The organism is Streptomyces sp. NBC_01304 (assembly GCF_035975855.1).
Taxonomy (GTDB): Bacteria; Actinomycetota; Actinomycetes; order Streptomycetales; family Streptomycetaceae; genus Streptomyces.
Genome location: NZ_CP109055.1, coordinates 4,080,835 through 4,093,680, shown reverse-complemented (window position 1 = coordinate 4,093,680; position 12,846 = coordinate 4,080,835). Strand labels below are relative to the sequence as shown.

Here is a 12,846-nt window from a genome sequence, read left to right as displayed (position 1 = left end):
CCCCAGTGAGCCATGGCGGCCCGGCGCCCGCATCTCCGCCCGCCCGCCTGAGCCTGCCCGCGACCCTCTACGGTGACCGCATGCCTGAACTCCTGCACCTCACCGAACGCGCCCTGTGGGACGCCGCCCGCGCGAGTGGCACGTACGAGATGTCCACCCGTGGCCGCACCCTCCAGGAGGAGGGCTTCATCCACTGCTCGGGCCGGCACCAGGTCGCCGCCGTCGCGGCCTTCCTCTACGGGGACTGGACCGGGCCGGACGAGCTCGTGCTCCTCGTCATCGACGGCGAGCGGCTGACGGCGCCCGTGAAGTACGAGGCGATGAAGCCGGGCGGGGAGGAATTCCCGCACATCTACGGGCCGTTGCCGGTGGACGCGGTGGTGCGGGTGGAGCCGTGGACAGCCGGGGGAACGGAGAGGGCGTGACGGTGCGAGGGTGGGGTGTCGCCGCGCTCGCGGTGGGGGCGGCGCTGGTTCTTGGGGCGTGCGGGGCGAAGGGGGAATCGGACTCCCGCGCGGATGGCGTACGCGAACTGCCGTTGGATCGCTACGAGTTGAGTGCCAAGGAGTACCGCCGGGCGACCGAGGCGCAGGCGCGGCTGGCTCAGCGGTGCATGGTGGACCTCGGGTTCGCGGACTTTCCGCGGCATCCGAAGGAACCGAAGAGCCGTGAGCCGGGCAGGGCCCTGGTAGCCATCGGGTGGTCCGCGCTCGGCGGCCAGGATCTGGAACATGCCAGACGCTGGGGCTATGGCTGGAACGAGAAGAAGGGGCTCACGCCCAAGCCCGACGGCCGCCGGATGACCGAGGAGGAGTACGCGGCGTACAACGCCGGCCCCGGCATCCGCGAGCTCCCCGCAGACGGCGAGTCCGGCGGCAGGGCCGTCCCGGAGGTCGGCTGCAACCAACAGGCCGCGCAGCGGATCTACCGGGGCATCGAAGCCGGCAAGCGCCCGTGGACGTACACCCGGGAGCGCACGGCGGCCCTGGAGAAGCAGGCCACGGGGGACCCGCGCATGCGGGAGGCCTTCCGTACCTGGTCCCAGTGTGTGCAGGACAAGGGATTCAAGCGGTACGCCCGCCCCGTCAAGGCCGCCCAGGACCCGGCCTGGAGGCCGAAGTACAGCAACAACACCACTCACGGCAAGCGGGAGTTGGGGACGGCCGTCGCGGACATCGAGTGCAAGCGGGAGCACGGTACGGCCGACGTGTGGTCGACGGTCGTCGCCGAACTCCAACGGGCGGACCTGAAGCGGCACAAGTCCCAGTACGAGGCGGCCAAGCGGGAGCACGACAAGGTGCGTGCCCGGGTGCGGGCGGCCCTTGGAGAGGCCGGCGAGGCGGGCTGAGCGGGGCATTGTCAGTGGCGGGTGCCAGGATCTTCACCAGGGACTCGAATCCGTGTTCCGGTTCATGCGCGTCCGTGTCCTGGTTCACGCAAGTCCGTGTTCTGGTTCATGCAAGGGAGTTGATGATGCACAGCACCGCCGTGACCCCCGAGGGCGACCGGATCCGCTGGGTGGAGCTGCCGGGCGAGGAGCCCGCCCGGGTCTACCTGCACGGACTCGGCGCGACCTCACCGGCGTACTTCGCGGCCGCGGCCGTGCACCCGCTGCTCGCCGGGCGGCGCTCGCTGCTCATCGACATGCTGGGCCACGGTCACAGCGACCGGCCGACCCACTTCGACTACTCCCTCGAGTCGCACGCCGACACCGTGGCCGCGGCCCTGACCTCGGCCGGGGTCACCGGGGCCGAGGTCGTGGCGCACAGCATGGGCGGTTCCGTGGCCATCGTGCTGGCCGACCGGCACCCGGAGTCGGTGTCCCGTCTCGTCCTGGTGGACGCCAACCTCGACCCGCTGCCGCGCGTCCCCGGCTCCGGCGGCAGCAGCGGGATCGCGGCGTACACGGAGGAGGAGTTCCTGGCCGGCGGCCTGCAGGAGACCTTGGACCGGGTGGGACCGCACTGGGCGTCGACCATGCGCCTGGCCGGCCCGGAGGCGCTGCACCGCAGCGCACTCCGACTCGTCAAGGGCACGGACCCGACCATGCGGGAGCTGCTGCTCGACCTGAAGATCCCGCGTACGTTCCTGCTGCCGGAGGCCGACCTGCCGTTCCCGGGGACGGCGGAGCTCGAGGCCGCGGGGGTGGGCGTGGTGCCGATACCCGACTGCGGGCACAACATCATGCTGGACAACCCGGAGGCCTTCGCGCGGGCCACCGCGGAGGGGCTCGGCAGGGACTAGCGGCAGGCGACTGACGGCAGAGGGCAGGGCAGCAAGAGACAGGGCGGCCCGGCTCAAGCGCCAGGGGGGCGGCTCGGCTCAAGCGCCAGGGGGCGGCGGCCCGGCTCAGCCCTTCTTCAGCGCTTCCAGGGCCGCCCGGGTGTCGGTCTCGAGCATCTTGGTGACCTCGGCCTCGGACGGGGGCTTGGTGTCCTCGTCGGAACCGCCGTACCAGCTCCACTGCATCGTGAAGGTGAACCAGCCGTCGCGGACCGCGAGCGTCATGCCGCCGAGGGTGTCCTTGCTCGTGCCGCGCTTCTCGGTGATGAGGTACGCCTCGTCACCGAAGCCGTCGACGGACTTCGTCTTGTACTCGTAGTCGTCGGAGGTCTGGTCCTCGCGGGCCTTGTGCACCGAGGCGAACTCACCCTGCGGATCGGTGACCTTGTGCCACACCGCGTCGGTGTAGATGTAGGCGCTCGAGTAGTCGGTGTCGCTCGCTTCCTTGTCCTTGAAGCTCCGGCTGCACGAGCTCTGGTCGAGCCCCGACTGGCGGGAGCCGTAGTCGTTGTCGGGGTCCCCGCTGTCGTTCTGCTCGTACCGCTCGCGGAACGCCTTCAGCTCGGCGACGCTGCACAGTTCCTTGTCGAACTTGTAGCCCGCGAAGTCCGCCTCGGCCTCGTCCCCGCCCAAGCCGCCGGTCGCGAAGAGCGTCCCGGCCCAGATCGCGGAGGCGAGCACCGCGCCGCCGACGGCCCAGAGCCAGCCCGGCACCGGCTTCTTCGCGGCCGGGCCGGGGCCGACGGGCGGCGGCGGCCCGAAGTGGGGCTGACCGGGCGCCACCGGCTGCCCGGTCGGCATGGTCGGCTGGCCGTAGGGGTTCGGCGGTACCGGGCCCTGGGGCTGGGGCTGCTGGTAAGGGTTGGGGCTGTGCTGGTACGGATTCGGCTCTTGGCCCGGTATCGACATAGCGCGAAATGTAACGCGTCCGGGCGGCGGGCCGTCCGGCGCGTCCGGGCTCAGGCCCGAGGGTGGGCGCAGCTCCAGACGCGGTGAGCGCAACGACCTTGTTCCGCCGGGGAGTCGGAGCCCGGATCACGGCCGGGTCTCACGGGCTCCGCATGCCCTTGATGACGCGAGCCACGTGCGCGGGGGCCTGTGCCGCGTCCAGGGGGGCGTGGCCGACGAGCAGGCGGTACCAGAAAGTCCCGAAGACCTGGTCGACGGCGAGGCCCAGGTCGGTATCGGCGGAGAGCTCGCCCCGCTCGACGCCCTTGTCGAGCAGCTGCCTGACGACGGCGCGGCGGGTCTGCACCCACTGGCGGAAGGGTTCCTCGAAGGCGGGGTCCAGCTGCGCCTCCGCCATGAGGCCGCGAAGTGCCTTGATCCGCAAGGGGTGTTCGGAGACCCGGTAGAGCTCGGTGACGAACGCCGTCAGATCGTCGGCGACGCTGCCGGTGTCCGGAGTGGGCATGCGCTGGTCGACGGTCTGCTGGTAGGCGTCCATGACGAGGGTGGGCTTGGACTTCCACCAGCGGTAGATGGTGCTCTTCGCGACGTTCGCGCGCTTGGCCACGCCCTCGATGGTGACGCCCTGGTAGCCGACCTCTTCCAACAGCGCGGCGGCGGCGGCCAGTACGTCGTCATGCGCGCCCTGACTCCGCACGCGGCCCCCGGTACGCGGGGGTGCGGAGGCGGCCGAGGCGGCTGAGCGGGTTGTAGGGGCTGCAGGGGTTGAGGAGGTTGCGGGGGAGGGGCCGGTGGGGGGCTTCTCTGCGGACACCTCGTCACCGTAGCAGTGTGATACGTTCCTATCGAAACGCGACGCAGCGTTTCGATTAATGGATCTGATGCATGCGTTCGCATTCGGTCGATGAGTCCTAAAAGGTGGGGGAGACCATGAGCAGGATCGTCGTTTCGCACGGGTTCGCCATGAGCAGCACGGACCACTGGTACCCGTATCTGGGCGCGGAGTTGGGCGCTCTTGGCCACGAGGTCGTCGTTCCGCGGCTGCCGGACCCTCAGGCTCCGCAGGCGGATGCCTGGCTCAAGGCCCTGACCGCGCAGGCATCGCAGGGCCCGGCCGCCGACACCGTACTGGTGGGGCACAGCCTCGGCGGCGTCAACGTACTGCGTCTGCTGCAGCAGCACGACGTCGAGGCCGAGGGGCCGTACGCCGGAGTCGTCCTGGTCGCCTCGATGGCGGGAGACGTCGGCTACGACGCGCTGGCCGCGTTCTTCGAGCCGGACGTCGACTGGGCCCGCATCCGCCGGGCCGCCAAGTCCTTCCGGATTCTGCACGCGGCGAACGACCCGGTCACGGGCGCGGCGACCGGCGAGCACATCATGAAGTTCGTGACCGAACTGGGCGCCACGGCCACCGTCCCGGCCGAGGGAGGGCACTTCCCCAGCACGGACGGCACCCAGCAGCAGCTGCCCGAAGCCCTCCGCCTGGTGCGGGACGTCCTGCCTGCTTGACCTCAACTGCGCTTCACATCCCAGGGTGTTGCCCGGAAATCGAAATCAAGACCGGGCAACATCCTGAGGAGTCACCATGAGCGACAGCCGCATCGTTCTCGTCATCGGCGCCACCGGAAACCAGGGCGGCGCCACCGCACGCGAGCTGCTCTCCCGAGGCTGGGCGGTACACGCCCTCGTACGCGATCCGGACAAGCCCGAGGCGCGCGCCCTCGAAGCGCGAGGGGCGGTGCTGGTGCGGGGCGATCTGGACGACGCCGACTCGCTGCGTACGGCGATGCGGGGCGCGTACGGCGTGTTCAGCGTGCAGCCGCTGGCGTACGAGCCCGAGACCCTGGCCAACGAGATACGCCAGGGCAAGGCGGTCGCCGACGCCGCCAAGGGGGCCGCGGTCGCGCACCTCGTCTACAGCTCGGTGGGCGGCGCCGAGCGGAACACCGGCATCGACCACTTCGAGACCAAGGCCGAGATCGAGCGGTACATCGCGGAGTCGGGGTTGCCCGCGACCGTCCTGCGCCCGGTGTTCTTCATGAACAACCTGCTCCACTACGCCGCAGCCGACGCCGACGGGGAGCGGGTCATGCGGCTCCCGGTCAAGGCGGAGAAGCCGATGCAGCTCATCGCCACCGAGGACATCGGCGTCTTCGCCGCCGACGCCTTCGACGAACCGGACGAGTTCATCGGCCGGCAAGTGGAGATCGCCGGCGACGAGATCACCTTCCCCGAGGTCGCCGAGATCTACGAGCGGGTCACCGGAACGCCGACGCGGTTCGAGGCGCAGCCCATCGAGGAGCGCATGTTCGCGTGGTTCGCGGAGGAGGGCTACCGCGCCGATCTGCCCGCCCTGCGCGAGCGGCACCCCGGCCTGCTGACGTTCGAGGAGTTCCTGTCCCGGCGACTGTCCTGACCGGTGCCGCAGGCGGCACCGGTCAGGACAGCACCGGACAGCACCAGGCCCCCTGACCTGCGAAAGCAGGTCAGGGGGCCTGGTGGGTGAAGATCGAGGCGGGTGGTGACCCGTCCTCGAACCTCGAAGGTCCTGGAAAGTCAGGCCTTCTTGGTCTCCCAGAAGATCCGGTCGATCTCGGCGATCAGCTCGAGAGCCTTCTCGCCGGTCTTCGGGTCGACCGACGCCTTGGCGGCCGAGAGGGCCTTCAGGGTGTCGTTGACCAGCTGGTGGAGCTGGGGGTACTTCTCGAAGTGCGGGGGCTTGAAGTAGTCGCTCCAGAGCACCGAAACGTGGTGCTTCGCGAGCTCGGCGCGCTGCTCCTTGATGACAACGGCGCGGGCCTGGAAGTGGGCGTCGTCGTTCGCCGCCATCTTCTCCTGGACGGCCTTGACCGACTCGGCCTCGATACGGGCCTGGGCCGGGTCGTAAACGCCGCAGGGCAGGTCGCAGTGGGCGCTGACCGTCACCTTGGGGGCAAACAGGCGGGAGAGCATTTGAGCCTTCCTTCCTCGTGATCGTCTTCTCAAGGTGGGAGATTACTCCGTGGGGAAGCGCTTTTTGCGAGTGCCCCCATGGGCTTAGGACAAAAGTCCAGGGTCAGACTGGGACCAGTGGATGATTGGACCGGGCCGCTCCGGTGACCGGTCCGGGACGGCCGGGAGGTGTCTGATGCGGGAGCAAGGGCGCGAGCCGGGTCGCGTGGGGGAGGCGAGAGTGCCGTTCGGAGTGGCCGAGGTGTACGGGCCCTCGATGGTGCCCACGCTGCGCCACGGCGACCAACTGCTCGTACGGTACGGAGCCCGGGTGCGCCCGGGTGACGTCGTGGTCCTGCGCCACCCCTTCCAGCAGGACCTGCTGGTCGTCAAGCGCGCCGTGGAGCGGCGCGAGGGCGGCTGGTGGGTGCTCGGCGACAACTCGTACGCGGGCGGGGACAGTACGGACTACGGGACCGTCCCCGAGGACCTCGTCCTGGCGAAGGTGCTCGCCAGGTACCGGCCGCGCGGCGAGGCTCAGCGGTCGTTGCTCCGGTTGGTGCTCTGGGCGCTCTCCGCGCTGCGGCCGGTCTTCTCGGGCAGGGGAGTGCGGGCGGCCTCCTCGCGCTTGCGGGCGCGGTAGGCGGCCACGTTGGCCCGGGTCGCGCAGCGGTCCGAGCAGTAGCGGCGCGAGCGGTTCGTCGAGGTGTCGAGATAGGCGTTGCGGCACGGCGCCGCCTCGCACAAACCGAGGCGGTCGACGCCGTACTCGGTGAGGTGGAAGGCCAGGCCCATCGAGGCGATCGCCGCGTACCCCGCGGTCGCGTTCGAGGGGTGGTCCGCCAGGTGCATGTGCCACAGCGGGCTGCCGTCCTCGTCCCGGTGGTCGTGCCCGGAGATCTGCGGGCTCACCGGGAACTCCAGGAGCAGTGAGTTGAGCAGGTCCACGGCGAGCGTCTGGTCGCCGCCGTCCGCCGCCTCGAAGACCGCGCGCAGCCTCGCCCGCACCGAGCGGAAGCGCGTCACATCGGAGTCGTTCGCGCGCCGCGCCGCCTGCTGGTTGACGCCGAAGAGGTCGCGCACCGCCTCGACCGAGGTCAGCACGTCCTTGTTGCGGGCCGGCTCCTCGCTGTTCACCAGGCGTACCGCGTAATCCGAGTAATAGGCCAGTTCCACTTGTAGTCCTTACGAGGGCGGTCTATCGTCGTCGATGCGTAGTAATGGTCGAATTTTGATTCAGGGTATTACATCAGCGTACGTCGGGAGGGTTCCCCATGACCGAGGCCACGGACCGTGCCGCCCATGAGGCCGTTGCCGCCACCAACTGGCGTGCCTGGCAGGACAGTTGGGACCGGCAGCAGCAGTGGTATCTGCCCGACCGCGAGGAGCGGTTCCGGGTGATGCTGGACATGGTCGAGGCCGTGGTCGGCCCCGCGCCACGGGTACTCGACCTCGCGTGCGGTACGGGGAGTATTACGGACCGGCTGCTGCAGAGGTTCCCGAACGCCACCAGCACCGGAGTGGATCTCGACCCGGCCCTGCTGACGATCGCCGAGGGCACCTTCGCGGGTGACGACCGGGTGACCTTCGTGACGGCGGACCTCAAGGATCCGCGGTGGACCGCGCAACTCCCGTACGACTCCTACGACGCCGTGCTCACCGCCACCGCCCTGCACTGGCTGCACAGCCCGGACCTGTCCGCCTTGTACGGGCAGCTCGCGGGCCTGGTCCGAGACGGCGGCGTCTTCATGAACGCCGACCACATGCCCGACCCGGCGACCCCGCGCCTCAACGCCGCGGACCGGACTCAGCGGCACGCCCGGATGGACCGGGACAAGGCCGCGGGCGTCCTGGACTGGGCCCAGTGGTGGGAGCTCGCCGCGAAGGACCCGGTGCTCGCGGAGCCCACCGCCAGGCGGTTCGAGATCTACGGGGAGCACGCGGACGGCGACACCCCCTCGGCCGAGTGGCACGCGCGCGTGCTGCGCGAGAAGGGCTTCGGTGAGGCCCGGACGGTGTGGGCCTCACCGTCGGACGCGCTGGTGCTCGCGCTCAAGTAGAGCGCCGGACACGGGCACTCAAGTAGGGCTCCGGGCAAGGAAGAAGGGGCGGTACGGATGATCCGTACCGCCCCTTCTCGAACCTGAGCCCCGAAGCGCTAGAGCACCTTCGCCAGGAACGCCTTCGTTCGGTCGTGCTGCGGGTTCGTCAGGACGTCGCGGGGGTTGCCGGACTCGACCACCACACCGTCGTCCATGAAGACCAGCGAGTCGCCGACCTCGCGGGCGAAGCCCATCTCGTGCGTGACGACGATCATCGTCATGCCGTCCTCGGCCAGGCCGCGCATGACGTCGAGGACGTCACCGACCAGCTCCGGGTCGAGCGCCGACGTCGGCTCGTCGAAGAGCATCAGCTTCGGCTCCATCGCGAGCGCACGGGCGATCGCGACGCGCTGCTGCTGGCCGCCGGAGAGCTGCGAGGGGTAGTTCTTCGCCTTGTCGGCGAGGCCCACCCGGGCGAGCAGCCGCTCGGCGCGCTCGCGGGCCACCGCCTTGGTCTCGCCCTTGACCTGGATCGGCGCCTCCATGACGTTCTCGATCGCCGTCATGTGCGGGAACAGGTTGAAGCGCTGGAAGACCATGCCGATGTCCCGGCGCTTCAGGGCGACTTCGCTGTCCTTGAGCTCGTACAGCTTGTCGCCCTTCTGGCGATAGCCGACCAGCTCGCCGTCGACCGAGAGGCGGCCGGCGTTGATCTGCTCCAGGTGGTTGATGCACCGGAGGAAGGTCGACTTGCCGGAGCCGGACGGGCCGACCAGGCAGAAGACCTCACGCGGGGCGACCTCGAGGTCGATGCCCTTGAGGACCTCGACATGGCCGAACGACTTGTGCACGTTCTCGGCCTTGACCATGGGAGTCGTGGTCATCGGATGCCTCCCGACAGGGATCGCGACGGGATGACGGCGGCCTTCAGACGCTGCATGGGCGTCGGCGGGAGCGTACGCAGCGAACCCTTGGCGTAGTAACGCTCCAGGTAGTACTGGCCGATCGAGAAGATCGAGGTCATCACCAGGTACCAGGCGGCGGCGAGGAAGTACATCTCCACCGTGGCGGCCGAGCGTTCACCGATCTGCTGGGTGACTCTGAACAGATCGAGGTACTGCACTGCCGAGACGAGCGAGGTCGTCTTGAGCATGTTGATGACTTCGTTGCCGGTCGGCGGGACGATCACCCGCATCGACTGCGGGATCACGATCCGGCGCAGCGTCTTGCTGTGGCTCATGCCCAGTGCGTGGGCCGCCTCGGTCTGGCCCTCGTCGACCGAGAGCAGACCGGCCCGGCAGATCTCCGCCATGTACGCGGCCTCGTTCAGACCGAGGCCGAGCAGCGCGGTGAGCAGCGGGGTCATGAAGTCCGACCACTGGTCCTTGTAGAACGGACCGAGGTTGACGAACTCGAAGACCAGGCCCAGGTTGAACCAGACGAACAGCTGGACCAGGACCGGGGTGCCGCGGAAGAACCAGATGTAGAACCAGGCGATGCCGCTGGTCACCGGGTTCTTCGACAGTCGCATGACGGCGAGGACGATGCCGCCGACGACGCCGATCAGCATCGACAGGACCGTCAGCTTCAGCGTCTCCACGACGCCGTCGAGGATGCGGTCGTTGAAGAAGTAGTCGGGGAGTGCACCCCAGTTGATCTTCTCCGCCTGTGCGAAGGCGTAGACGATGGCGACGAGTACGCCGAGCGCGACGAGAGCGGAGACGTACCGCCCGGGGTGGCGGACCGGGATGGCCTTGATGGCCTCCGGTGCGCCTCCCTTGGGCGGTGTCGCGTCGTCGGGCCCGTCCGTCTTGTTGGTGTCAACAGTCACGGGTGTTGCCTTTCAACAGCGGGTGACGGGCCGGTTACTTGCCGCCGTTGATGGTGATCTCCTTGATGGCGCCGTCCTCGACGCCCCACTTGGAGATGATCTTGTCGTACTCGCTGCTCTTGAGGACCTTCTCCATGGCGAGCTTGATCGCGTCACGCAGCTGGTCGTTGCCCTTGGCCACCGCGATGCCGTAGGGGCCCGCCTCGACCTGGTCGCCGACGATCTCGTAGTACTTGCCGTCGCCGCCGTGCTTCACGCTGTACGCGGCGATCGGGAAGTCGGCGGACACGACGTCGGCGCCGCCGCCGCGCATGCGGGTCTCGGCCTCCGGGTTGGTCGGGAAGTCCTCGATCTTCAGCTCGGCCTTGCCGTCCGCCTTGCACTTCTTGGCCTGGTCCTTGGCGAGGTCCAGGGAGAAGGTGGTCTGCTGGACGGCGATGGTCTTGCCGCAGAGGTCGTCCCAGGTCTTGATGCCCTGGGTCTTGCCCTTGTTGGTGTAGAGGGAGACGCCGGCCGTGAAGTAGTCGACGAAGTCGACGCCCTGGCCGACCTTCTTGCCGGTGTCGCTGTCGATGCCGTTCTGGCGGTCCTTGGTGTCCGTCATCGCCGACATCGCGATGTCGTAGCGCTTGCCGGCCAGGCCGCCGATGAGGTCCGCGAACTTGCCGTTCTTGAACTCGAACTCGACGCCGAGCTCCTTGCTCATCGCGGCGGCGATGTCGGGGTCGATGCCGACCGTCTTGCCGTCGTCGTCGGTGAACTCCACCGGCGCGTACGCGATGTCCGAACCGACGACGATCTTGCCCTTGTCCTGGATCGCCTTGGGCAGCTTGTCGAACAGCGGGGCGCTCTTCTTCTTGCCCGCGTCGCCGCCCTCGTCCTTGGTCTGGTCTCCACAGCCCGTGAGGATCAGCGCGCCGGCGACCACGATCGCGCCGACCGCGGCTATGCGGGACTTCTTGGCGGTCGGGCGACAGGTGGTGCGTGCGGTCATTGGGGGGCCTCCGGCGGGATGAGAGGAGTGTCCAGATGGTCGGGCACGGGATGTGTCCGGGGTCGAACACGGGGTGTGTCCGGGGTCGGACACGGGGTGTGTCCAGGGTCGGACACGGCGGGTGTCCAGGCGGGTCGGGCACGCGCCTTCGGGTGTCGCGACCTCGTGTGATGACGGCATCTTGCCATTCGGACATGCCACTTCAGGGGGCCAGCCAGGTCAAAATCGGATAACGGGAGCACCTTGTGGGTGACGGGCCCGGTATTGAGGGGCGGGCGCCGGTGTGACGTAAAGCACCACCAACGAGGCAAACGTTGCCTATCTCGCGATGTGGACCCGTCAAGTGGACCTCTAGGGATAATCCGGGCGTTTGACCTAGCCTCGAATGGAATGCGGCTCGTCTGGCACCCGGCCCATCCTGTAAAAAGAACGGTTACACCCCTCATCCGGGGCTCAGGGCGCGTGTGCGGCGCGCCCGCGCGTACGTTCCTCCCCTTGCGGCGGCGGTCCAACCGCCCCACCGCAAGTCACGGACGCGGTGCCCGCCCACCCCTCACCAGGGAGTGGTCACCCTCAACGAATAAGACTTAAGGGGTCAGACAAAAGTGGCAGCGGAGATCGTCAATCCTCGCAGCGACGCCGGTACCGAGGGCACGGAAGAGCCCTTCGACCCGGCCTTCGCGCTGCACCGTGGCGGCAAGATGGCCGTGCAGGCCACTGTGCCGGTCCGGGACAAGGACGACCTGTCCCTCGCGTACACGCCGGGCGTCGCCAAGGTGTGCAGCGCCATCGCCGAGCAGCCCGAGCTCGTGAACGACTACACGTGGAAGTCGAACGTCGTGGCGGTCGTCACCGACGGCACGGCCGTGCTCGGTCTCGGCGACATCGGTCCTGAGGCCTCCCTCCCCGTGATGGAGGGCAAGGCCATTCTGTTCAAGCAGTTCGGCGGCGTGGACGCGGTTCCGATCGCGCTCGCGACGAAGGACACCGAGGAGATCATCGAGACTGTTCTGCGGCTCGCGCCGTCCTTCGGTGGCGTGAACCTCGAGGACATCTCGGCCCCGCGGTGCTTCGAGATCGAGAAGCGGCTCCAGGAGGAGCTGGACATCCCGGTCTTCCACGACGACCAGCACGGCACGGCCGTCGTGACGCTGGCGGCGCTGCGCAACGCGGCGAAGCTGACGAACCGGACGCTGGGTGATCTTCGTGCGGTGATCTCCGGCGCCGGTGCGGCCGGTGTCGCCATCGCCAAGTTCCTGCTCGAGGCGGGCATCGGCGATGTCTCCGTCGCCGACCGCAAGGGCATCGTCTCCGCCGACCGGGACGACCTCACCCCGGTCAAGCGCGAGCTCGCCGAGCTCACCAACAAGGCGGGCCTGTCCGGCTCCCTGGAGGCCGCGCTCGCGGGCGCGGACGTGTTCATCGGCGTCTCGGGCGGTACGGTCCCGGAGCCCGCGGTGGCGTCCATGGCGAAGAACTCCTTCGTGTTCGCCATGGCCAACCCGAACCCGGAGGTCCACCCCGACGTCGCGCACAAGTACGCGGCCGTCGTGGCGACCGGCCGCTCGGACTACCCGAACCAGATCAACAACGTCCTCGCGTTCCCCGGCATCTTCGCCGGTGCGCTCCAGGTGCGGGCCTCCCGCATCACCGAGGGCATGAAGATCGCGGCTGCGGACGCGCTCGCGGCGGTCGTCGGTGACGACCTCTCCGCCGAGTACGTCATCCCCTCGCCGTTCGACGAGCGGGTCGCCCCGGCCGTCACGGCCGCGGTCGCGGCTGCGGCTCGCGCCGAGGGCGTGGCTCGCCGCTAGTCGGTACGTTCATGACGAAGGGCCCCGCCTTTTGGCGGGGCC

Annotated in this window: 15 protein-coding genes; 8 read left to right on the top strand and 7 right to left on the bottom strand. The window is 69.0% G+C overall.

Annotated elements, in window-relative coordinates; translation table 11 throughout:
- The first annotated feature begins 80 nt into the window (after window positions 1-80).
- From OG430_RS17745 to OG430_RS17735, 3 genes are all read left to right on the top strand, one after another.
- Window positions 81-425, top strand: a complete 345-nt coding sequence (locus OG430_RS17745; RefSeq protein ID WP_327353492.1) for a DUF952 domain-containing protein — start codon at window positions 81-83, stop codon at window positions 423-425.
- Window positions 422-1,348: a hypothetical protein gene (locus OG430_RS17740; protein WP_327353491.1), complete on the top strand. Its 927-nt coding sequence runs from the start codon at window positions 422-424 to the stop codon at window positions 1,346-1,348. Before OG430_RS17745 ends, OG430_RS17740 begins: the two co-directional genes overlap by 4 nt.
- A gap of 125 nt (window positions 1,349-1,473) precedes the next feature.
- Window positions 1,474-2,244: an alpha/beta fold hydrolase gene (locus OG430_RS17735; protein ID WP_327353490.1), complete on the top strand. Its 771-nt coding sequence runs from the start codon at window positions 1,474-1,476 to the stop codon at window positions 2,242-2,244.
- Between the two features lie 105 nt (window positions 2,245-2,349).
- Here OG430_RS17735 and OG430_RS17730 read toward each other — a convergent pair whose 3' ends face one another.
- On the bottom strand, window positions 2,350-3,192 hold the full coding sequence (locus tag OG430_RS17730; RefSeq protein ID WP_327353489.1) for a hypothetical protein: 843 nt from the start codon (window positions 3,190-3,192) through the stop codon (window positions 2,350-2,352).
- Between the two features lie 139 nt (window positions 3,193-3,331).
- Window positions 3,332-3,889, bottom strand: coding sequence for a TetR/AcrR family transcriptional regulator (locus OG430_RS17725; protein WP_327353488.1), 558 nt, complete (start codon window positions 3,887-3,889; stop codon window positions 3,332-3,334).
- 233 nt (window positions 3,890-4,122) lie between these two features.
- On the opposite strand from OG430_RS17725, the gene OG430_RS17720 reads away from it, so the two are divergent.
- Both OG430_RS17720 and OG430_RS17715 read left to right on the top strand, forming a co-directional pair.
- Entirely contained in the window at window positions 4,123-4,701 is a 579-nt protein-coding gene (locus tag OG430_RS17720) for an RBBP9/YdeN family alpha/beta hydrolase (RefSeq protein ID WP_327353487.1), read from the top strand.
- A gap of 76 nt (window positions 4,702-4,777) precedes the next feature.
- Window positions 4,778-5,608, top strand: a complete 831-nt coding sequence (locus OG430_RS17715; RefSeq protein ID WP_327353486.1) for an NmrA/HSCARG family protein — start codon at window positions 4,778-4,780, stop codon at window positions 5,606-5,608.
- Window positions 5,609-5,748: 140 nt separating this feature from the next.
- Here the strand turns inward: OG430_RS17715 and sodN are convergent, their stop codons facing one another.
- Window positions 5,749-6,144: a superoxide dismutase, Ni gene (gene sodN, locus OG430_RS17710; protein ID WP_327353485.1), complete on the bottom strand. Its 396-nt coding sequence runs from the start codon at window positions 6,142-6,144 to the stop codon at window positions 5,749-5,751.
- A 175-nt stretch (window positions 6,145-6,319) separates the two neighbouring features.
- On the opposite strand from sodN, the gene sodX reads away from it, so the two are divergent.
- Window positions 6,320-6,766 carry a nickel-type superoxide dismutase maturation protease gene (sodX, locus tag OG430_RS17705; RefSeq protein ID WP_327353484.1) on the top strand — a complete coding sequence of 149 codons (447 nt, stop codon included), beginning with the start codon at window positions 6,320-6,322 and terminating at the stop codon, window positions 6,764-6,766.
- Here sodX and OG430_RS17700 read toward each other — a convergent pair.
- Window positions 6,661-7,299 carry a CGNR zinc finger domain-containing protein gene (locus OG430_RS17700; protein WP_327353483.1) on the bottom strand — a complete coding sequence of 213 codons (639 nt, stop codon included), beginning with the start codon at window positions 7,297-7,299 and terminating at the stop codon, window positions 6,661-6,663. The two genes, sodX and OG430_RS17700, sit on opposite strands and share 106 nt — an antisense overlap.
- A gap of 98 nt (window positions 7,300-7,397) precedes the next feature.
- On the opposite strand from OG430_RS17700, the gene OG430_RS17695 reads away from it, so the two are divergent.
- Complete coding sequence (locus OG430_RS17695; protein WP_327353482.1) at window positions 7,398-8,183, top strand: class I SAM-dependent methyltransferase; 786 nt, start codon at window positions 7,398-7,400, stop codon at window positions 8,181-8,183.
- A gap of 98 nt (window positions 8,184-8,281) precedes the next feature.
- Here the strand turns inward: OG430_RS17695 and OG430_RS17690 are convergent, their stop codons facing one another.
- From OG430_RS17690 to OG430_RS17680, 3 genes are read right to left on the bottom strand one after another with little or no spacing between them, the layout of a single operon-like run.
- Window positions 8,282-9,049, bottom strand: a complete 768-nt coding sequence (locus tag OG430_RS17690) for an amino acid ABC transporter ATP-binding protein (RefSeq protein WP_327353481.1) — start codon at window positions 9,047-9,049, stop codon at window positions 8,282-8,284.
- A complete protein-coding gene (locus tag OG430_RS17685; protein WP_327353480.1) occupies window positions 9,046-9,996 on the bottom strand; it encodes an amino acid ABC transporter permease in 951 nt (316 codons plus the stop codon). The genes OG430_RS17690 and OG430_RS17685 overlap by 4 nt, the downstream gene beginning before the upstream one ends.
- Window positions 9,997-10,030: 34 nt before the next feature.
- On the bottom strand, window positions 10,031-10,990 hold the full coding sequence (locus OG430_RS17680) for an ABC transporter substrate-binding protein (protein WP_327353479.1): 960 nt from the start codon (window positions 10,988-10,990) through the stop codon (window positions 10,031-10,033).
- Between the two features lie 605 nt (window positions 10,991-11,595).
- On the opposite strand from OG430_RS17680, the gene OG430_RS17675 reads away from it, so the two are divergent.
- The gene (locus OG430_RS17675) at window positions 11,596-12,804 is read left to right on the top strand and encodes an NAD(P)-dependent malic enzyme (protein ID WP_327353478.1); all 1,209 of its coding nucleotides are present in this window, start codon (window positions 11,596-11,598) and stop codon (window positions 12,802-12,804) included.
- Window positions 12,805-12,846: the final 42 nt, after the last annotated feature.